Genomic DNA, 19,318 nt, shown 5'->3' with positions numbered 1-19,318 from the left:
TCGCTCAAGCACACTTTCATGCCTCTCTGCGAAGCCTGCGTGCTATAGCACGCCACCTTTTTTCCAGGCCAGATATCGGCTGATTAGCGCCGGCCCAAGTTCGTGCGGCCGCGCATCGAGTACCGGCACGCCATGAGCCAGCAGCCGCTCATGCAGACCGCTGCGCGCGTTCAGATAGTCCAGGGTGCCGCAATAGGCCAGCGCATCCTGGAAGCTGCTGACCGGTTGCTGCCGCAGCCCATCGAGTACCTGCTCGCGCAAGCTCACCACCAAAACTCGATGTCGGCGCGAAAGGCGGCGGACCGCGCCGAGCAGGTCTTCATCGTCCTCGTCGCGCAGGTTACTCAGGATGATTACCAGCGCCCGACGTTTCTGCAGCGCCAGAACATTGCTCGCAGCCAGCGCAAAGTCCGCCGGCTGCCGGGTATTGATCAGGTCATAGACGCCGTTGAGCAGGGCGTTCAACTGTAACTGGCCCTTGGCCGGTGCGAAGAAACGGCGTTGTTCGGTGGCAAATGTGTAGAGTCCCAGAGCATCGCCCTGGCGCAAGGCGACATAACCCAGCAGCAGGCTCGCGTTGAGCGCATGGTCGAAGTGCGAGAGCGTGCCATCCTGGCTGCGCATCCGCCGGCCGCAATCGAGCATCAGCAGGATCTGCTGATCGCGATCATCCTGGTATTCACGGGCGATGGGCATGCGCTTGCGCGCCGTGGCCTTCCAGTCGATCTGCCGTAGGGTGTCGCCTTCGCGGAACTCGCGTAACTGATGAAAATCCAGCCCCAATCCGCGGCGAGGTTGCTGCCGCACGCCCAGGCGGCTTAGCCAGCTGTCCACAGCCATTAGCGGCGCGCCGTGCAATCGAGTGAAGTCGGGGTAAACGCGTGTCTGCGATTCCAGGCGCAGCAGGCGGCGCTCGCGCCATAGCCCAAACGGACTGTACAAGCGGATCTCACATTGACTGAAATGGAAATGTCCGCGGCGTTCCGGGCGCACTCGGTAGCTGAGGTCGCAGTGTTGCCCAGGCAAGAGAATCAAGGATAGGGGCAGGTTCTGGAGCTCCATTCCGGTGGGAGCGTGGTCGAAGATTTCCAGGCGCAAAGGCTGAGTCAGTGAATGTCGAACCTGAAGCTGCACCTCATGCCAGCGGCCCAGTGCCAGGTTGCCGGTCAGGTTGCGTCGCAGACTGGGTGAGGGCAGACGGTGCAAGGACAGCGCGTCGAATGCCGACAGCAGGCCCAGGCACAGCAGCAATCCCCACCAAGCCACGTTTGTTCCGGGCAGGTCGGCATCCAGGGACGACGATATCCCCAGCGGCTGAGCAAGGCCGAGCAATGCAGCCAGCGCGTAGATCAGCCGTCGTGATGGATTCATCGAAGGTCCAACGCGTTGGGCTGGATCACAGTCGCGGCGCCGCAACTTGGTCGAGCAGCTGTTGCAGCAGCTGATCCACCGAAATGCCTTCGATATCCAGTTCGGGCGAGAGCCTGACGCGGTGCCGTAAAACGGCCAGCGCAGACCCTTTTACGTCGTCTGGCGTGACGAACTCACCACCGCGTAACAACGCGCGCGCCCTTGCGCAGCGAACCAGGGCGATAGAGGCACGGGGGCCTGCACCCAGTGCCAGACCCGGCCAGTTGCGTGTCGAGCGAGCCAGGCGCACCGCGTAGTCGAGCACTTGCTCGTCGAGCGGCATGTCACTGGCGATTTTCTGCAACGCCTGGACGTCCTTCGCTTGTAGCAGAACGCGTAGCCCGCTGACATCAAGGATATCGGTGCGAGCCGAGCGCGTGACCTGACGGACCAATTCCAGCTCTTCGTCGACCTGTGGATAGTCCATGCGCAGCATCAGCATGAAGCGGTCCAACTCGGCTTCCGGTAGCGGATAGGTGCCTTCCTGTTCGATGGGGTTTTGCGTGGCCATTACGAGGAAAGGTTGCGGCGCCGCCAGCGCACGTCCTTCGAGCGTGACCTGACGCTCCTGCATGACTTCCAGCAGCGCCGCCTGAGTCTTGGCTGGTGCGCGGTTGATCTCGTCGGCGAGCAGCAGGTTGGTGAACACCGGGCCCTTGCGCAGCTTGAACTGTTCGCTGGCAAGGTCGTAGATGGCGTGGCCGGTGATATCGCTAGGCATCAGGTCGGGGGTGAACTGGATACGTGAAAATTCGCCGCCGAAGCAGCGTGCCAACGCACGCACCAGCAACGTCTTGCCCAAACCCGGAACACCCTCGACCAGCACATGGCCGCCGGCGATCAGCGCGGTGAGCACGCCGTCGACGACGTCCTGTTGACCGATGATGGCCTTGTGCAGCTCCTGGCGCAGCGCTTGTGCCAGTTGGGCGGCGCGCTGTCGTTGAGTGCTTGCGCTGGCAGCGGGGGTAGTGTTGTTCGATTCGCTTGTGGCGTCGCTCATAGGGCATTCCTGAGGCTTTGCAGGCGGGCAACCTGAGTGGTGAATTCGGCGGTGCTGGCAGGCTTTGCGGCGAGTGAGCGTAATGCCTGATCGATTGAGTCGATGGAAAGGCGGCTGAATTTCGCCAGTATCTCGCATTGTTCGGCATGCCCGAGCGTTTCGAAACCGGGATGGCGGCGGCACGCCTGACGCAGTATGTCGCGTTGCAGATTGCTCAGCAGGTAGCGCTGCCCCGCGTGCCGATAGAGAAAATCGGCGCTGCCACGAAGGTGTTCCTGCAACTGTCGGCGGCCGCGGTCGGGTGGAGCGAGAAGCGGTCCCTGGCGTTGAGCCAGATGCCAGGTGGTGAATATCAGCATCAGTAGCAGGGCGACCAGCGCTTCGGGAAAATAACGCAGCAGTTGTTGCAGCAGGCTGTTGTGCTCGGTGCGATAGGCCAGGGTCACGTCGCGGTCCTGGGTGAGATACCAGAGCAGCCACGCATGGTCATACCTGGCGATGTTGTCGTTTTGCCAGATCCAACTATCGGTAAGTGCGGTGACCAGACCGTTGCCGTGCTGTAGCTGCAGCATATGCGTGGCGCCGGCGCTGTTGGCCCAGGCGTGTGCTTTTTTGCCTGCGTCGTAGAGGTGATAGTCGGTATCGAAGGCGAGGTAGGCCGGCGCGTTTTCATTTTCCAGATAGAGCCGGGTCAGCGGCGGATGCTTCTCGGCGCTGGCTATCCGGTCGGCAACGTCTTTGCCGTCGCGGCCCTCGGTAGTTTCGTACTGCTGCAAATTCAAGGTGTCCAATAGCAGGTCACCGCTGCTAGCCGTACGCTCATTCCAAAGGCGCTCGGCGACGAACACCAGGTGACCACCATCTGCGACCCACGCTAGCAAGCGAGCCGATTGGCGTGGCGTCATCTCGCTGCGGTCACCCAGCAATAGCAGGACCTGCGTGTCCGGTTGCAGGTCGACCAACCCCGTAACACTTTCCGTGCGGGTGACCGCTCTGCCCTGGTCAGCAAGGAAATGCTCGGCAGCTAGGTAGGGATTGCTGCGCACCTGCGGCGACGGCCCATGCTCGATGACTTCTTCGTAGGGCGTCGCCTTGTTCATAGCGAACAGCAGCAAAGCGCCGAGCAGCACGGCTGCCAACGCCAGATAGATCGCGCGACGGTAGATCATGCGCGCGCCTCTGTCCCGAACAACTCACGCCACCGAGCGCATAGTTCGGTCTTGGCGGCACTCGGTGGCAAGCGATGCCCATAGGCGAGATTCAGCCAGTGACCGGTGAGCGTTTCGGCATAGCCGACGAGCTCCGGTTGCTCCTGACGCAGCAGTCCGAGCACCTCACCTTCGGTATGGGCGCTCTTCAACGGCAGGTTGCGCTCATGCAACAGTCGACTGAGAAAAGCTCGATAGAGCAATCCGAGGGCTTCGCGTGGCTGTTTATCCCAAAGCCGCTCCACTTCGCCGGGAACGTCCTGTGGAAGGCTTTCGGGCAGCATATCGAGACCGAACAAGATGGCCGGCGCGGGCGGGCGAGGGCTATCGGATGGTCGGTGGAGTCGCCCGACGTAGAGTCTGATCCACTCTCGATAACGCCAGAATACAAACGTGATCAGGCCGAACAGAGTGGCCCAGAGCAGAATCTCTATGCCCGTTGCGACATGGTCGAAGCCGCGTTGCAGGCCGCTGCCGTTAAGCAGTTGTTCTAACAAACGCGCCAGCCAGCCAGCCTCGGAATCGTGCTGTTCCTCGCCAAAACGCCAGCGGGTAACCGTTTCGCGGTTTCTGAATGGTGGTTGATCCAGCAGCTCGGCGATCCGTTCGCTGGCGGCCTGGCTGGTCAATGGCTGGTTGAGTAATCGGCTGCTTTCCGGGCTCGGCTCGGCTGTCTTCTGTTCAGCTTGAGCAATCGGAGGCGCTGCCTGGGCGTCGTCGATCGGTGGGATCAACAGCAGGCTCAGGCCGAGCAAAAGTGCCGGTAGCACGGCTTTCAGCCGTTCCTGCAATCGGCGGAAGCTCAACTCGATATCCCAGGCCTCGAGTACGGTTCGTCGATTGAGATAAAGGCTGAAACCGCTGGCGACATAGATCGGCTCCCAGACCACCAATGCCAGCACGTACAAAAGGTTGGAGAAGTGCTCGAACCAGAGCCAGTCGCCGTCCAGTTTCAGCAGGTCCTGCCACTTCCATTCAGCCAGTAGTTGCGACGGGATCAATACGTAAAGCAATGCCAGAGCGCCCAGCCACAAACCGCTCTCCAGATGGACGCCGGCGATGGTCAGCCAGCGTGCTGCGCTGGTGTCACGTTGTTTCAGGACGACCAGCCGTTGACGCCGCGCGGAGCCGGACAACTCTTCGAGCTGCAGAACCGGCAGGTCGAAACTGCGGGTCAGGCTGAAGCGGCGCCAAGTGATGCTGGAAAACCACTGCGAACGCAGCAGTCCGGGAAGCGCCTGGAAACTGCGGCGCATTGTCGGGATATCACCGAACAACGAGCGGGAGACGATGAAAAGCGGCAGGCGCTCATAGAGTGGCTTGAACCACCAGAACAGCAGCAACGAAAGGCTAGGGTGCTGCCAGAACACCAGACTGAACAGGGCGAATAGCGGCAGGGTCAGCAGCGCCCAACTGAACATCAGCAGTCCGGCCTGTCGCCGAGCCAGTAGGATGCCGAGGTCCAGCGCTTCCCAGGCACTGCGCGGGCGAATCTCCATGCTCGCGTCAGTCAGGCGCATGGGTGTTCCTGCCGCTCAACAAGAAATACAGGCCGACCAGCAGCCACAGTAGCGCACCCACAGCATATTTCACCGGCGCAGAAGGATAGGTCATCGACGACCAGTAGGCCTCGATGAACGCGGCGATCAGCAACAGCACAGTGGCGCCGATTATCAATCGCACCGCCTTGGCTGCTGCCAGCCGTAACGCTTCAGTACGTGTCAGCCGACCTGGCGCAACGAGCGCGGCGCCGAGTTTCAACCCCGCTGCGCCAGCCAAGGTAATGGCTGTCAGCTCGAAGGCACCGTGACCTACGACGAACGACCAGAACGGCTGATGATAGCCAATCCCGGTCAGGTGACCGGCAACCGCACCGATCATCAGTCCGTTGAAAAGCAGGTAGAACAGGCTGCCGACGCCGAATAGCAAGCCGCCAGCAAACGTCTGGAAGGCGATCCCGATGTTGTGCATGACGTAATAGCCGAACATCACCCAATCGTCACCGGAATCTCGTTCGCCGAAGCGACCAAGGCGGCTGGTGTCTGGGTCGTACATCGCTTCCATCTGAGCGACCTGTTCCGGGTCGATCAGGCTGTAGACCAGCTCCGGGTACGCCAGCACCAGCGCGCCCATGCCCAGCAGGCTGGCGTAGAACAGCAGGCTTGCGACTGCCACGTATCGCCATTCATTGCGGACCAGCCTGCCGAAGCCACCCAGGAAAAAGCCGAGCAAACGGCCCGTCAGCGGGCTGCGATGGCGGTACAGCTGTTGATGCCCGCGCTGCACCAACAGCTGCAGGTTATCGATCGAATGGGTGCTGTAACCGCGAGCCTGAGCCAACGCGAGCTGCTGGCAAAGTCGCCGATAGGCCGCCGGAAACTCAGCAATTAAGGTAGATGGGGGCTTTTTGCCGCGCTCGAACGCATCGAGCGTTTCGTCAAACACTTGCCATTCGGCTTGGTGCCGGCTTTCGAATTGGCTCTGTTTCATGCGGGGCCCACCAGGCCGCGGGCGATGCCATTGATATACGCTTGCGCCTGCTCCGGCGGGACCTGCAGCGGCCCCGAGAGGATCGCCGCCAGCTCCTGGCGACGCTCCGGTGACAGGCTCGATTGGCGCTCGGCGAAGCTAATCAGCGCACGTTGTTCGGTCAGTTCCAGCGGGAAGGGCGCGGCGATGGCGTCGACCGCCGGAAGCGTTGGCGCGGGGATGCTCCGCTCGTGATAAACCACCAGTGTGCCGGCGGCTAGATCGCCAAGCCTTTTGAAGGATGGGTGCCAGAGGCAGGAGAGGGCCCCGAGGAAATAGCCGAAAGGGAGCATGTCGATGAAACGCAGCAGGTTGCGCGTCAGCGATGACGCCCAGCCGATCGGTGTGCCGTCATCGTGGACTACCTTCAGCCCCAACCAGTACTTGCCAGGTGTCCTGCCTTGATTGAGGACTTCGAACAGCACCATGTACCACCATTGAACCAGGAACAACAGCAGCGCGCCGACGCCCATCCCGAATTTGCCCAACAGCGCAAAACCCAATCCCAACAGGGCCAGTATGGCACCGCGAATCAGCAGATCCAGGGCAAACGCCAGCGCTCGCGGGACCAACCCAGCCGGACGGAGCAGCAGATCGATACCTTCCGGCGTTTCGACCCGGTGTGTGTTGTCCAGTAGCGCTTCGGATGCTGAGGCGGGAGGCAATGAATTGGCTCGTTTAACGGTATCGGTGAGCCTGCTGCAGCTCATCATGGTTTGGTCAATTGATCGAACGTAGTGCTGGAGCAGCCGGTTTTGGCGGGCATGAAAGCATCGAACGGATCATTCGGCCAGAGCCTATGAAGAATTTTGAGGCGAAATGCTGGCGCCTGCACACGACTGCAGCGCCATTGTGCATAGCGCCTCGCGTCTGACGCAGGCGATGCGGCCAGCAGTTGCTCGGGCGCGCTAGACTGGCGCCAGACGACCGAGAAGGAATCTCCCGTGACATCCAGCATCTTCTGGTACGACTTTGAAACAACCGGTATTTCTCCACGTTGCGATCGGCCTCTTCAGGTCGCCGGGATCCGCACCAACGAGGCATTAGAAGAAATTGGCGAGCCGCTGAATATCTATTGCCGCCTCAGCGATGACATCCTGCCGCATCCGGCGGCATGCCTGGTAACAGGCATAACCCCGGCGACCTTGGCTGAGAAGGGGTTATGCGAAGCCGAATTCATTGGTCGGCTGCATCAGGAATTGGCGCTACCCGGCACCTGCGGCGCGGGTTACAACAGCTTGCGTTTCGATGACGAAGTGCTGCGCTACAGCCTGTATCGCAACTTCTTCGATCCTTATGCCCGCGAGTGGCAAGGCGGCAATAGCCGTTGGGACCTGATTGATCTGGTCCGCACGGCTTATGCGCTGCGGCCGGAAGGGCTGGTCTGGCCGGAGGAAGACGGCCGGGTGACGCTCAAGCTGGAGCGCCTGAGTGTGGCCAATGGACTTGAGCATTTGCAGGCGCACGATGCCTTGTCCGATGTGCGAGCGACCATCGCCCTGGCGCGGTTGATACGTGAGCGCCAACCGAGGCTCTACGACTATTTATACAAGCTGCGCCGGAAGAATGCGGTGATCGAGCAGATCGAACTGTTGAAACCGTTGGTGCATATTTCAGGGCGCTTCTCTGCTGCCCGGCACTACTTGTCGGTGGTACTGCCGCTGGCCTGGCATCCGCGCAACCGTAATGCACTGATTGTTTGCGATCTAAATGCCGAGTGCGCGCCCTTATGGGAAGACACGGCTGAGGATCTTCGTGTACGGCTTTATACGCGTCGTGAAGATCTCGGCGAGAAACTTCCGACTCCGCTGAAACTGGTGCATGTGAATCGCTGCCCGGTGCTTGCGCCAATGAATGTGCTGCGTGATTCCGATATCGATCGCTTGGGGCTGGATCTGGAATGTTGCGAGTTCAGGGCACGCGATCTGCGCAGCCGACGGGCAGACTGGGAAGCGAAGCTCGCCGACATCTATCAGGAAGAGGTTTTCGCAGGTTCGGCTGATCCGGAACAGCAACTTTACGATGGCTTCCTAGGCGAACGAGACCGGCGGCTTTGTGATCAGGTCAGAACTCTTGCGTCGTCGCAAAGTTCGGGCGGCGTGTTCCCGTTTGACGACGCCCGTTTGCCTGAACTGCATTTTCGTTATCGCGCCCGTAATTTCCCAGAGTGCCTGTCGGCAGCGGAGAAACTGCAATGGGACGAATTTTGTCGGCAGCGCTTAACTGCCCCCGAGTTTGGCGCGCCCAATACCTTGGCTCAGTTCGAAACATGCGTTCAGGCACTGCTGGCCTCGGCGAGCCCGGAACAAGCGCAGTTGCTACGGCAGTGGTCCATGCATGCTGACAGCTTGCGTGACCGTTACATTCGCTGACTGCTGCGCCTAATCGGCAGATACAAAAAAGCCATCTGACGCAGCATGCCTTGGCATGAAGCGTCAGATGGCTTTTAGGCGTAGCGCGCCAATTAACCGAGCAGAGTGGCCCAGCCTTCAACCTCATCGGAGCCCCACTGCGCTTTCCATTCTTTCAAGGTCTTGTGATTGCCACCTTTTGTTTCAATCACTTCGCCGTTATGCGGGTTCTTATATTGCTTTACTCGGCGGGCACGTTTGGCCGTAGCTGGCGCTTTGGTTGCGCGCTGTGCCTTGTTGCTTCTGGCGTCCGGATCAAGCAGGGCGATGATATCGCGAAGAGATTTTTGGTATTCGCCCATCAATTCACGCAGTTTGCCTTCGAACTCAAGCTCCTTTTTCAGCTTGTCGTCTGCGGAAAGAGACTTCAGGCGTTCCTGAAGTTCCTTGATAGCTTCTTCAGTGGCGCGGTATTCGTTGATCAGCGACATGTCACATCCTTGGTATAGGTTTGAACGCAAGTGTTGGTAATCATAGACAGCTGCAATGCACAAGTAAATATTCTTTGAATAAAGTTTAACCGCGCTCCTGCCTTTGCTTGATTCTAACGTCGTTCAGTTAGTTCGTTCGGGTTGCGGATAGTACTCGTCAAAAAAAACTAGCGCTTGAACGAGCGCATCGTTGTTATATCTACAGCGGTTTGTCTGCAGTAGAGGTTGTAGCGTCGCGATACCTCTACGGCGCCGTTCGCGTAGTTGACACCGCGCCATGCTCGGCTTTGTCGCAGTGCTAAAAACTCCCCATGTATACCAGGCGAATGAGCCGTTTCCTGTCGTATATCCGGTGCAATGCCACCTAGCCACGAGGTAGCGGGGTGCTGGGCCTGCTCGATAATGTGGCTGCAGTTTTTTTCGCTGCGCTAGAATGCGGGTCTTTTTGTAAGTCGGAGTTACTTTTAATGCGTACATTCAGGCTGGTTATTGCCTGTCCCGATGGCGTTGGCATCGTTGCCAAGGTCAGCAATTTCTTGGCTACTTACAATGGCTGGATCACCGAAGCCAATCACCACTCCGACCATCAGAGCGGCTGGTTCTTCATGCGCCATGAAATTCGCGCCGACTCGCTGCCTTTCGATCTTGAAGGTTTCCGTCAGGCATTTGCTCCTATAGCACGCGAGTTTTCCATGGAATGGCGCATCACCGACTCGGAGCAGCGCAAGCGCGTCGTGTTGATGGCCAGTCGGGAATCGCATTGTCTCGCCGATCTCTTGCACCGTTGGCATAGCGGTGAGTTGGATTGTGAAATTCCTTGCGTTATTTCCAACCACAACGACTTGCGGAGCATGGTCGAGTGGCATGGAATCCCATATTTTCATGTGCCCGTCGAACCGGGGCGCAAGGAGCAAGCGTTTGCCGAGGTGTCGCGTCTGGTGCGAGAACAGCAGGCCGATGTCATTGTGCTTGCGCGTTATATGCAGATTTTGCCGTCCGAGTTGTGCGAAGAGTTCGCTCAACGCGTGATCAACATTCACCACAGCTTCCTGCCTTCGTTCGTCGGGGCCAAACCGTACCACCAAGCCTCGCTGCGGGGCGTCAAGCTGATTGGTGCGACCTGTCATTACGTTACCGAAGAGCTAGACGCCGGCCCGATAATTGAGCAGGACGTGGTGCGCATCAGCCACCGCGACAGTGTCGAAGACATGGTTCGTCTGGGTAAGGATGTGGAAAAGATGGTGCTATCGCGCGGTCTGCGCTATCACTTGCAGGAACGTGTGCTGGTCCATAGCAACAAGACCATGGTTTTCAACTGACCCGTCGTCATCGGCGCGGGAGCGTGTATGACCGATCTACTGAAAAAGGCAGGCGCAACAGCACCACCGATCATTGGTAGCGGGTGTACGCAACGCTACGATCCCGAACACCTTGGGCCGGAACTCGGCACGGACTTTCCTGGTGCCGAAGCGCTGTGGAAGCGTCACCAACCCGATGCCGAAGTGGCTGTTGATGACGTTGCGTCCACTGTCCCGGCTAGCGATTGAGCAAAAGCATCGGCGCGGCAGCGCTAGCACTGCCGCGCTCATCCGCAGCTTCCCGTTCTGGAGACGGCCAGATGGAACACAACGATTGCTTGGTGTTGGGCGCTGATGCTGCAGGCGACCCCAATATGCATCCGCTACGCCTGGCCAACCGTCACGGTTTGATCGCTGGCGCGACGGGTACTGGCAAGACCGTTACCCTGCAACGGCTCGCAGAGCAGTTCAGCGATGCCGGTATTGCAGTATTTGCGGCAGATATCAAAGGCGACTTGTGTGGGCTGGGCGCTGCCGGGGTTCCGCAAGGAAAGATCGCCGAGCGTATCTCTAGCATGCCCTGGCTCAAGCATCAGCCGCAGGCCTATCCCGTTACCTTATGGGACGTGCATGGCGTGAGCGGACATCCGTTGCGTACCACCTTGACCGAGATGGGGCCGCTCTTGCTAGGCAACTTGCTCGAACTGACGGATAGCCAGCAAGCGGCTCTCTATGCCGCGTTCAAGGTGGCCGATCGCGAGGCGCTACTGCTTCTGGACCTGAAGGATCTCAAAGCACTACTCGCCCACCTCAAGCAGAACCCCGAGGTGCTAGGTGATGACGCCGCCTTGCTGACCGGTGCCTCGTCCCAAGCGCTGTTACGGCGGCTGGCGACGCTGGAACAGCAGGGCGCCGAGGCGCTGTTCGGCGAACCGGCATTGGCGCTGGAAGATGTGCTGCAGTCGGATCACGACGGGCGTGGCCGGATTCATCTGCTCGATGCCAGTCAGCTCGTGCATCAGGCACCCAAGGTGTATGCGACGTTCCTGTTGTGGTTGCTGGCAGAGTTGTTCGAACAACTACCCGAGCGCGGCGATGCGGATCGTCCGTTGCTGGCGCTGTTCTTCGACGAGGCACACCTGCTGTTCAACGATACCCCGAGAGCTTTGCAAGACCGGTTGGTGCAGGTCGTTCGGTTGATACGCTCGAAAGGCGTTGGCGTCTATTTCGTCACCCAGTCGCCGGCAGATTTGCCGGATGAAGTGTTAGCTCAGTTGGGCTTGCGCATTCAACACGGCCTACGGGCCTATACGATCAAGGAGCAGAAAGCCTTGCGTGCCGTGGCAGAAGGGTTTCGAGCCAATCCTGCATTCTCTGCGCTGGACTCGCTGGTCGATCTTGGAATCGGCGAAGCCCTGGTTGGCGGGCTCGAGGACAAGGGCACGCCTGCCATGGTGCAACGCGTGGCTATCGCGCCGCCTCAGTCGCGTGTGGGGCCGCTCGATGATCATGAAAGACGTGCGCTGATTGCCAGTTCACCGTTGCGTACTCGCTACGATAAAGCGATCGATCGCGAATCCGCCTACGAAATATTGCTCAACCGGGCGAAACAGGCGACAAATGCCGAGCCGCAGGCGAAAGCGGCGACGCAGAAAGATAATGCAGGTGATGCTTTCGGCGATCTCGCCGGGCGAGTGTTCAAAAGCGCTGTGCGTCAGGCGGCCAACCAGCTAGGCCGGCAATTGGTACGAGGATTGATGGGCTCGCTATTTGGCGGAAAACGCTGACCGGGGCGGCAATGCTGCCTGGGCCACTCGTCCGCCCGTTGTGCCTGTCATGGCAGCACGGTACTTAGAGGTTGTTTTTATTTGACTGAGAAGGCTGTTGCGACAGCTCTTTTTCAATCTTTTGTAATTCTTCTTTGAAAACCTGATCGTGAATAGTTGGCTTTTTGCGCCAAGGCTTGCGTTCAGGATCGGGTTGCGCAGCGTAGGTGGTTATCTCGCCTCCGTATACGGCCTGGAAGCGGTTGGCCTGTCGTTCCAGTTCGGCGCGTAGTTCTTCTTTTGTCACTTCTTGATCTGTCCTTTTCGATAGTTCGAATATACCTGCAAGCACAGGTTGAGGCGCCGCAAGCAGCAGATCGGCACGTGCGATGCAACTCGGCGGCTGGTTATTTAATGGACTGGCTGGCTCTATTGCAAGCGGATGGCGAAAAACAAGTGTAAGCGAAATTAGTATGTGCCGCATGCAGTACGGGCGTCTAGGTTGGTGCTGGCGGAGCATCGACTAATTGCGTGCTCGGTTACACCGAAGGATTGAATTAGTGATTTCGCGAGCCGCGTCTCCCTTGATTGCTGTCTCCCATTCCGACGCTGAGCAGCAACCGATATAACCCGATAGAGCCTGCGCTGGTCAGCCGATTAATTCGGATCGTCCCAGATATAAAAAAACCGCGCCTGATCCTCGGCGCGGTTGTTTATATCTCAGACAATCACCGTGCTGATTGGCTCGCCACGTTATCGTGGGCGCGTCCGTACACATCGTCTAATCGCTCGATGTCATCTTCACCGAGATAGCTGCCTGACTGTACTTCGATGATCTCTAGCGGAATCTTGCCGGGGTTGGCCAGCCGGTGAATGGACGTCACCGGAATGTAGGTCGATTGGTTCTCGGTCAGCAGGAAGGTCTTGTCATTGCAGGTAACCTGGGCGGTGCCGGATACGACGATCCAATGTTCAGCGCGGTGATGGTGCATTTGCAGTGACAATTGCGCGCCCGGGTTGACGCATATCCGCTTGACCTGGAAGCGACCGCCCATATCGACCGAGTCATACCAGCCCCAAGGGCGATACACGGCGCAATGATTGACCGTTTCGGAGCGCTTCATGGCGTCGAGCTTGTTCACCAGCTTCTTGACATCTTGGACTTTGTCCTTGTGCGCGATCATCGTCGCGTCCTTGGTCTCGACCACAACGATATTGTCCAGACCGACCACGGTCACCAGCTTGCCGTTGCCATGAACAAGGCAGTTGCGGCTGTCTTCGACAATCACGTCGCCTTTGGTCACGTTGCCATTTTCGTCTTTTTCCAGCACGTCGTATAGCGAAGACCAGGAGCCAACATCGCTCCAGCCTGCCGACATGGGCACTACGCACGCCAGTGCGGTTTTTTCCATTACTGCGTAATCGATCGAGTCGTCAGGGCAGCAGGCGAAGGTCTCTGGATCGATCAGTACTTCGTCACCATTTTTGGCGCTGCGCTCCAGCGCGGCTCCGCAGGTGTCGTAAATGTCCGGATCATGTTTCTTCAGTTCTTCTAGGAATACACTGGCGCGGAACAGAAACATGCCGCTATTCCAATAGTAATCACCCGACTCAACATACTGTTGAGCACGCGCTTCGTCAGGTTTCTCGACGAAATTGGTGACACGGTTTACGCCTTCCGGCAGGCCATTGCGCTCGTTGTGATCGCACTTGATATAGCCGTAACCGGTCTCAGGACTGGTTGCGGGAATGCCAAACAGTACCATCTCGCCGTTTTCCGCAGCGTTGGTGGCCAAGGCCAGCGAACGCTGGAACGCTTTATGGTCCTCGATCACATGGTCCGCTGGCAGGACCAGCAGCAACTCGTCACGGCCATCCTCGAGCAGTTTCATCGCCGCAATGGCGATCGCAGGCGCGGTGTTGCGACCGAATGGCTCGAGCATAAGGCCTTGAATGCCCAGCTTGCGTGCCGCCAGCTGCTCTTTGACGATAAAGCGGTGTTCTTTATTGCATACCAGCAGGGGCGGCTGCATGCCTTCGAAGGCGAGACGCTCGATAGTCTGCTGGAACAGCGTCTGTTCAGCCGTCAGTGCGAGGAACTGCTTGGGGAACGCTTTGCGTGAAAGAGGCCAGAGCCGAGAGCCGCTGCCGCCTGAGAGGATGACCGGAATCATGTTGTTTCTCCTGAATCGTTGAGAAGGGGAGTTCTTCTTGTCCATTTAGGTGGCGTAGAGGTTTGTGCTCGCCATGCGCTTCTTGGTCGGGCCTCCAGGATGCCGCGCGCCGTCAAGCTGTGTTTTCTCACGAGAAAACTACCGTCGGAACGAACTGCGCGCTCCGAGCCTGAATATGGGACTGTTGCCTGGTTGTTGATCGCAGCCGGATTTGAAATAGCGGTGTCGAGCGCCGCTCCAGAGTGAGAGGCGACATGCCCTCTATCGGTCTGACGTAAACGGGCCTGCACTGTCTTCGGGCGGACGCTGCCTGATTGGCACCGGTGCGCTTGGCACAGTGCGGTCATTACCGGCACTGCTTTGGTTCGGCCGATCTGACCTCGGCTAGTCGCGCCTGGTGATCCTGAAAGATAGCCATGGCTGACGTTTTGAAAGCATTGTTCTGAATTCCGCTGCACGTTCATGTGCGACGTCCCTTTCCATCTGGAATTGTCGGTACGCGCTTATGATTGTCGGTGCCTTCGGATAGTTCCCTGGTGGACGGCCGCTGATCGGAGAGTTTTTTGAGGTCGTAGGACGGGAGCTGTCAGGCGGCGTGGTAGACGTAACTGTGACCCCAATAGCAGCGACGAATGGCGCCTGCGTCGGTGCTGTGCGTAGCGAGAAAAGACGCCCGCCTCTGCTTGCCATTCGAGCGAGGCGGCAATCCTTTAAGTTTGAGTGTCACGCAGGAACACTAGGTGATCGGTCGATGAATCATCCGGGCTGTAGCGGTAGCCGTCGTAAGCGAAATTCTTTAGCTGTTCGGGCTGCTCGATGCGTTCCTTGATAACGTAGCGGCTCATCAGGCCGCGCGCTTTCTTGGCGTAGAAGCTAATGATTTTGTACTGACCGTTTTTCAGGTCCTTGAAGTCGACGTCGATCACTCGGGCATTCAGGGCCTTGCGTTTGACCGCGCCGAAGTATTCATTCGAGGCAAGGTTGAGTAATACATCGTCGCCCTGTGACGCCAGCGCTTCGTTAAGCCAGCCACTGATGCGTTCGCCCCAGAATGCATAGAGATCCTTGCCACGTGCATTGGCTAGTTTGGTTCCCATTTCCAGCCGGTAGGGCTGCATCAGGTCGAGCGGGCGCAGGATGCCGTAAAGCCCGGACAACATTCGCAGATGTTTCTGAGCGAAATCGAAGTCCTGCTCGGAAAAATCGCTGGCGTTCAATCCGGTATAGACGTCTCCCTTGAACGCGAGTAGCGCCTGCTTGGCATTGTCCGGCGTGAATTCCGCTATCCAGCCGCCGAAACGAGCGACGTTCAGGGCGGCGAGCTTGTCCGAAAGGTGCATCAGTTCGCTGACCTGCTGGGGTGAAAGGTCGCGCAGTTGATCGATCAGTTGCTGGGCGTGGTCCAGATGTTCGGGTTGGGTGAAGCGTTTGGTCGTCGGTGGGGTGTCGTAATCCAGGGTCTTGGCCGGCGAAATCACCATCAGCATGTATCGGTCTCCTTTGAAGGGCGCTGATTTTAGGCTTATAGCTGGGTAAGGCTCCACCTATGGCCCCGATTAACCGAGAGGTTGACCTTGCCCCGGTGTTAAGGAACAAGCTTGTCCCCTCGAAGAGGAGCGCTTATGACCGCTTGCAATCATTCAAACTGGGAACCTTCCCATGATTATCGTCCGCTCGAGCAAGGAGCCGAGCGGCAAACCTGGGCGGTGGTGGCGCTGACCGGGGTGACCATGGTGGCTGAGATATTCGCCGGCTACCTGTTCAACTCCATGGCGCTTCTGGCCGATGGCTGGCACATGGCATCGCATATGGTGGCTATCGGTATGGCGGCGATTGCCTATCTTCTGGCTCGCCGCTACGCCCACGATCGGCGCTTCGCATTCGGAACCTGGAAAATCGAGGTATTGGCGGGCTTTGCCAGCGCGGTGTTGCTGGTAGTGGTGGCGCTGATGATGATCGGCGAGTCGCTGTCGCGCTTCTGGTCACCTGCGCAAATTGGCTTCGACGAAGCGTTATGGGTGGCGATTATCGGATTGTCGGTGAATCTACTATCGGCTTGGCTGCTGCGTGATCACCACGGCCATCACCACGGCCATCACCACCATCATGCTCACCACGATCACGATCACGATCACGATCACGATCACGATCACGACCACGAGAGCTCCGCAGGGCCAGGGCGAGATCTCAATCGCCATGCCGCCTTCATTCACGTGCTGACCGACGGGTTGACCTCGGTTGCGGCCATTTTCGCCTTGCTGGGAGGCAAATACTTCGGCTGGAACTGGCTGGACCCTCTGATGGGCATCATCGGTGCGATCGTCATTCTCGTATGGGCCAAGGGCCTGCTGCGCGATACCGCGAAGGCATTATTGGACCGGGAAATGGACGATCCGCTGGTGCAGCGCGTTCGAGAGCAGCTGGAAGCAGTGCCGGACACAGACGTAATCGATCTGCATCTATGGCGAGTCGGTCGAGCGCAATACAGCTGTATCGTCAGTATTGTCACCCACCAAGCGCATTCGGCGGATCGCTACAAGGCCGAGCTGAAAGGGTTTTCAGAGCTGGTGCACGTGACGGCGGAGGTGAATCAGTGCGGGGAAAACGCGCGGGCTGATTACTGAGCCTAGCTGCCCATCGGAAGCCAGCCAAGCGTTTTTCGTCGTTCCGATAAAAAAACGTCGTCTGGTAGAAAAAGACTTTTTACTGTCATCCATTTTGCGGTATTACCTTTCATCAAGACCGCCGAAACCTGCACTCACAGGTGGCGGCCTCTGGGTGGCCCCAGGCCCCTGCTACCCAAGTCCGCTCACCTTGCGCACGGTGGTTTTCTCTACGGCGGAGTGCATTCGGCTCTCCGTCGTCCGGCTCCGAAAAGGTGATCGCGTATGGATGACTACGGCAGACCCCGCGCAACTCAGCCCACCCTCTACGTTCTTGATACTAACGTTCTGATTCACGATCCCAATGCGTTGTTGAATTTTCAGGAGCATCAGGTCGCCATCCCAATGACCGTGCTCGAAGAGCTTGATCAACTCAAGACCGGCAAGCACAGCGTGGCGGCTGAGTGCCGTCAAGCCATTCGCTTGATCGACAAGGTGCTCGGCGATGCGACCCCCGAAGAAGTCGAGCTGGGCGTACCGATCCAGCGAGAGAAGAGCGGGCCCTGTGGCAGCCTGTCGATTCTGATGAGCAAAGGCGCCGACTCCAGCGCGCTTCCAGAAGATCTCAACGACAACAAGATCATCAATCAGGTCGTGGATCTGCAGCGGCGCAGCGCTGGCGTTCCGGTGGTGTTGGTTACCAACGACATCAATATGCGTTTGAAGGCGCGCGCCTGCGGCGTTGCCTCGGAGGATTACCACACCGACAAGCTGGTGGACGACGTTGGCCAGCTATCGCGCGGCTATCACAGCCTGAGCGGGTCGTTCTGGGATCGTGTCAGCAAGGTCGACACACACCAAGGTCACGGCCGGACCTGGCATCGGGTCCAACTGATCGACAATCTGCCTGCCGTGCACATCAATGAGTTCATCCTCGACGAGCAAGGCTTTGTCGGCTGGATCAAGGGCATCAAGGCCGACGAGTTGCTCTTGCTCGATATGCACCAGGAACCATTGTTGCATCAGGAGGCATGGGGGCTGCGCCCTCGCGATATCCATCAGGCCTTGGCGCTGTTCGCCTTGCTTGATCCAGATATTCATCTGGTCAATCTGTCGGGTGCCGCAGGATCCGGCAAGACCATCCTGGCCTTGGCCGCGGCCATCGAACAGACCGTGGTGAGCAAACGTTACCGGCGAATCATTGCGACACGCAGCGTGCAGGGGCTGGATGAGGACATTGGTTTTCTGCCTGGTACCGAGGCGGAAAAGATGGAGCCTTGGCTCGGCGCAATCACCGATAACCTCGAAGCGTTGCATATGGATGACGAGAGCACCCACGGCAGCGTCGATTACATTCTGCAAAAAGTGCCGCTCCAGTTCAAATCCCTCAACTACATCCGCGGCCGCAGCTTTCAGCAGAGCTTGATACTGATCGATGAATGTCAGAACCTCACGCCGCATCAGATGAAAACCATCATCACACGGGCAGGGAGCGGATCGAAGGTGGTTTGCCTGGGTAATCTGGCGCAAATCGACACGCCATATTTGTCTGCCACCAGCTCGGGATTGACCTATCTCACGGAGCGCTTCAAAGACTTCCCGCATGGCATGCACATCACCTTGCAAGGCGTGCCTCGTTCGGTACTTGCCGAATACGCCGAGGCCCACATGTAAGCCAGCGCGTGCCGCCCGACGGCGCCGGCAGCGGAGGGTGCGGTGCGGCATATTGTGTATACAATGTGCCGCATCGATATTCGGAGTCGCCTGCTTATGCTTACTCACCTCGATTCCCAAGGGCGCGCCAATATGGTCGACGTCACCGCCAAGGCCGTTACGGCACGTGAAGCGGTGGCGGAGGCGAAAGTGCGTATGCGTCCTGAAACTCTGCAAATGATCCAGCAGGGCGGCCACCCCAAGGGTGATGTATTCGCAGTTGCCCGCATCGCTGGTATCCAGGCGGCAAAGAAGACTCATGAGCTGATTCCCCTTTGTCATCCGCTGCTGCTGACCAGTATCAAGGTCGAACTGCAACCGGAAGGGGGCGACTGCGTGCGGATAGAGGCACGCTGCAAACTGGCCGGTCAGACCGGCGTGGAGATGGAAGCGCTGACTGCCGCGAGCATCGCCGCTTTGACCCTCTATGACATGTGCAAGGCCGTCGATAAGGGTATGGTCGTGGAGAGTGTCCGACTGCTGGAAAAGCTAGGCGGAAAAAGCGGACATTGGCAGGTGCAGGCATGATTCAGGTGCAGTACTTCGCGCGCTATCGTGAGGCGTTTGGCCTCGATACCGAGCAGCTGGAATGGGATTCGTCACTTCGGCAGGTCGACGATCTCAGGCGGCGACTGCTGGCGCGAGGTAACGAATGGACTGTACTGGGCGAACAGAACCTGATGTGCGCGCGCAATCAGGAATTGTGCGGGCTCGACGAGCCGCTGGTCGATGGCGATGAAGTAGCATTCTTTCCCACCGTGACTGGAGGCTGAGC

18 protein-coding genes are annotated in these 19,318 nt (G+C 58.5%); 8 read left to right on the top strand and 10 right to left on the bottom strand.

Features of this window, described 5'->3' with window-relative positions:
- Window positions 1-42 precede the first annotated feature (42 nt).
- The 6 genes from D7241_RS19225 to D7241_RS19200 are packed head-to-tail and all read right to left on the bottom strand — an operon-like array spanning window position 43 to window position 6,812.
- Complete coding sequence (locus D7241_RS19225) at window positions 43-1,371, bottom strand: DUF58 domain-containing protein (protein WP_408102855.1); 1,329 nt, start codon at window positions 1,369-1,371, stop codon at window positions 43-45.
- A gap of 25 nt (window positions 1,372-1,396) precedes the next feature.
- Window positions 1,397-2,410: an AAA family ATPase gene (locus D7241_RS19220; protein ID WP_408102854.1), complete on the bottom strand. Its 1,014-nt coding sequence runs from the start codon at window positions 2,408-2,410 to the stop codon at window positions 1,397-1,399.
- Window positions 2,407-3,579 (bottom strand): DUF4350 domain-containing protein, encoded by a 1,173-nt coding sequence (locus tag D7241_RS19215; RefSeq protein WP_408102853.1) that lies wholly within the window; start codon window positions 3,577-3,579, stop codon window positions 2,407-2,409. Before D7241_RS19215 ends, D7241_RS19220 begins: the two co-directional genes overlap by 4 nt.
- Window positions 3,576-5,138, bottom strand: a complete 1,563-nt coding sequence (locus D7241_RS19210; RefSeq protein WP_408102852.1) for a DUF4129 domain-containing protein — start codon at window positions 5,136-5,138, stop codon at window positions 3,576-3,578. The genes D7241_RS19215 and D7241_RS19210 overlap by 4 nt, the downstream gene beginning before the upstream one ends.
- Window positions 5,125-6,108, bottom strand: a complete 984-nt coding sequence (locus D7241_RS19205; RefSeq protein ID WP_408102851.1) for a stage II sporulation protein M — start codon at window positions 6,106-6,108, stop codon at window positions 5,125-5,127. Before D7241_RS19205 ends, D7241_RS19210 begins: the two co-directional genes overlap by 14 nt.
- Complete coding sequence (locus D7241_RS19200; protein ID WP_408102850.1) at window positions 6,105-6,812, bottom strand: RDD family protein; 708 nt, start codon at window positions 6,810-6,812, stop codon at window positions 6,105-6,107. Before D7241_RS19200 ends, D7241_RS19205 begins: the two co-directional genes overlap by 4 nt.
- 279 nt (window positions 6,813-7,091) lie before the next feature.
- Between D7241_RS19200 and sbcB the strand changes: the two genes are divergently transcribed.
- Window positions 7,092-8,519, top strand: coding sequence for an exodeoxyribonuclease I (gene sbcB / locus D7241_RS19195; protein WP_408102849.1), 1,428 nt, complete (start codon window positions 7,092-7,094; stop codon window positions 8,517-8,519).
- Between the two features lie 92 nt (window positions 8,520-8,611).
- On the opposite strand, the gene mvaT is transcribed toward sbcB, so the two are convergent.
- Window positions 8,612-8,989 carry a histone-like nucleoid-structuring protein MvaT gene (mvaT, locus tag D7241_RS19190; RefSeq protein WP_255981308.1) on the bottom strand — a complete coding sequence of 126 codons (378 nt, stop codon included), beginning with the start codon at window positions 8,987-8,989 and terminating at the stop codon, window positions 8,612-8,614.
- 467 nt (window positions 8,990-9,456) lie between these two features.
- Between mvaT and purU the strand changes: the two genes are divergently transcribed.
- From purU to D7241_RS19175, 3 genes are all read left to right on the top strand, one after another.
- On the top strand, window positions 9,457-10,308 hold the full coding sequence (gene purU / locus D7241_RS19185) for a formyltetrahydrofolate deformylase (RefSeq protein ID WP_255981310.1): 852 nt from the start codon (window positions 9,457-9,459) through the stop codon (window positions 10,306-10,308).
- A gap of 27 nt (window positions 10,309-10,335) precedes the next feature.
- A complete protein-coding gene (locus D7241_RS19180) occupies window positions 10,336-10,536 on the top strand; it encodes a hypothetical protein (protein WP_255981313.1) in 201 nt (66 codons plus the stop codon).
- A 71-nt stretch (window positions 10,537-10,607) separates the two neighbouring features.
- Window positions 10,608-12,074 carry a helicase HerA-like domain-containing protein gene (locus D7241_RS19175; protein WP_408102848.1) on the top strand — a complete coding sequence of 489 codons (1,467 nt, stop codon included), beginning with the start codon at window positions 10,608-10,610 and terminating at the stop codon, window positions 12,072-12,074.
- A gap of 64 nt (window positions 12,075-12,138) precedes the next feature.
- On the opposite strand, the gene D7241_RS19170 is transcribed toward D7241_RS19175, so the two are convergent.
- The 3 genes from D7241_RS19170 to yaaA all read right to left on the bottom strand — a co-directional run bounded on the left by D7241_RS19170 (window position 12,139) and on the right by yaaA (window position 15,714).
- Window positions 12,139-12,360 carry a hypothetical protein gene (locus D7241_RS19170; protein WP_408102847.1) on the bottom strand — a complete coding sequence of 74 codons (222 nt, stop codon included), beginning with the start codon at window positions 12,358-12,360 and terminating at the stop codon, window positions 12,139-12,141.
- Between the two features lie 421 nt (window positions 12,361-12,781).
- A complete protein-coding gene (locus D7241_RS19165) occupies window positions 12,782-14,227 on the bottom strand; it encodes a mannose-1-phosphate guanylyltransferase/mannose-6-phosphate isomerase (protein WP_255981319.1) in 1,446 nt (481 codons plus the stop codon).
- 710 nt (window positions 14,228-14,937) lie between these two features.
- Complete coding sequence (gene yaaA, locus D7241_RS19160; protein WP_408102846.1) at window positions 14,938-15,714, bottom strand: peroxide stress protein YaaA; 777 nt, start codon at window positions 15,712-15,714, stop codon at window positions 14,938-14,940.
- Between the two features lie 135 nt (window positions 15,715-15,849).
- Between yaaA and dmeF the strand changes: the two genes are divergently transcribed.
- The 4 genes from dmeF (at window position 15,850) to D7241_RS19140 (ending at window position 19,316) form a co-directional block, all read left to right on the top strand.
- Window positions 15,850-16,851 carry a CDF family Co(II)/Ni(II) efflux transporter DmeF gene (gene dmeF / locus D7241_RS19155; protein WP_408102845.1) on the top strand — a complete coding sequence of 334 codons (1,002 nt, stop codon included), beginning with the start codon at window positions 15,850-15,852 and terminating at the stop codon, window positions 16,849-16,851.
- A gap of 264 nt (window positions 16,852-17,115) precedes the next feature.
- The gene (locus D7241_RS19150) at window positions 17,116-18,504 is read left to right on the top strand and encodes a PhoH family protein (RefSeq protein WP_408102844.1); all 1,389 of its coding nucleotides are present in this window, start codon (window positions 17,116-17,118) and stop codon (window positions 18,502-18,504) included.
- Window positions 18,505-18,600: 96 nt separating this feature from the next.
- Window positions 18,601-19,071 carry a cyclic pyranopterin monophosphate synthase MoaC gene (moaC, locus tag D7241_RS19145; RefSeq protein WP_255981327.1) on the top strand — a complete coding sequence of 157 codons (471 nt, stop codon included), beginning with the start codon at window positions 18,601-18,603 and terminating at the stop codon, window positions 19,069-19,071.
- Entirely contained in the window at window positions 19,068-19,316 is a 249-nt protein-coding gene (locus D7241_RS19140) for a MoaD/ThiS family protein (RefSeq protein WP_255981329.1), read from the top strand. Before moaC ends, D7241_RS19140 begins: the two co-directional genes overlap by 4 nt.
- Window positions 19,317-19,318: the final 2 nt, after the last annotated feature.

The organism is Stutzerimonas sp. VN223-3 (assembly GCF_045999685.1).
GTDB classification, from domain to species: domain Bacteria; phylum Pseudomonadota; class Gammaproteobacteria; order Pseudomonadales; family Pseudomonadaceae; genus Stutzerimonas; species Stutzerimonas stutzeri_AR.
Note: the sequence above shows the minus strand (reverse complement) of the source record. Positions and strands in the feature narration are given on the sequence as shown.

Bases quoted from the DNA above. Each gene is read 5' to 3' on its own strand.
- yaaA (WP_408102846.1), bottom strand. From the start codon at position 15,714: ATGCTGATGGTGATTTCGCCGGCCAAGACCCTGGATTACGACACCCCA.
- D7241_RS19210 (WP_408102852.1), bottom strand. From the start codon at position 5,138: ATGCGCCTGACTGACGCGAGCATGGAGATTCGCCCGCGCAGTGCCTGG.
- D7241_RS19175 (WP_408102848.1), top strand. From the start codon at position 10,608: ATGGAACACAACGATTGCTTGGTGTTGGGCGCTGATGCTGCAGGCGAC.
- D7241_RS19220 (WP_408102854.1), bottom strand. From the start codon at position 2,410: ATGAGCGACGCCACAAGCGAATCGAACAACACTACCCCCGCTGCCAGC.
- D7241_RS19225 (WP_408102855.1), bottom strand. From the start codon at position 1,371: ATGAATCCATCACGACGGCTGATCTACGCGCTGGCTGCATTGCTCGGC.
- D7241_RS19205 (WP_408102851.1), bottom strand. From the start codon at position 6,108: ATGAAACAGAGCCAATTCGAAAGCCGGCACCAAGCCGAATGGCAAGTG.
- moaC (WP_255981327.1), top strand. From the start codon at position 18,601: ATGCTTACTCACCTCGATTCCCAAGGGCGCGCCAATATGGTCGACGTC.
- D7241_RS19180 (WP_255981313.1), top strand. From the start codon at position 10,336: ATGACCGATCTACTGAAAAAGGCAGGCGCAACAGCACCACCGATCATT.
- mvaT (WP_255981308.1), bottom strand. From the start codon at position 8,989: ATGTCGCTGATCAACGAATACCGCGCCACTGAAGAAGCTATCAAGGAA.
- purU (WP_255981310.1), top strand. From the start codon at position 9,457: ATGCGTACATTCAGGCTGGTTATTGCCTGTCCCGATGGCGTTGGCATC.
- D7241_RS19150 (WP_408102844.1), top strand. From the start codon at position 17,116: ATGGATGACTACGGCAGACCCCGCGCAACTCAGCCCACCCTCTACGTT.
- D7241_RS19140 (WP_255981329.1), top strand. From the start codon at position 19,068: ATGATTCAGGTGCAGTACTTCGCGCGCTATCGTGAGGCGTTTGGCCTC.
- dmeF (WP_408102845.1), top strand. From the start codon at position 15,850: ATGACCGCTTGCAATCATTCAAACTGGGAACCTTCCCATGATTATCGT.
- D7241_RS19215 (WP_408102853.1), bottom strand. From the start codon at position 3,579: ATGATCTACCGTCGCGCGATCTATCTGGCGTTGGCAGCCGTGCTGCTC.
- D7241_RS19165 (WP_255981319.1), bottom strand. From the start codon at position 14,227: ATGATTCCGGTCATCCTCTCAGGCGGCAGCGGCTCTCGGCTCTGGCCT.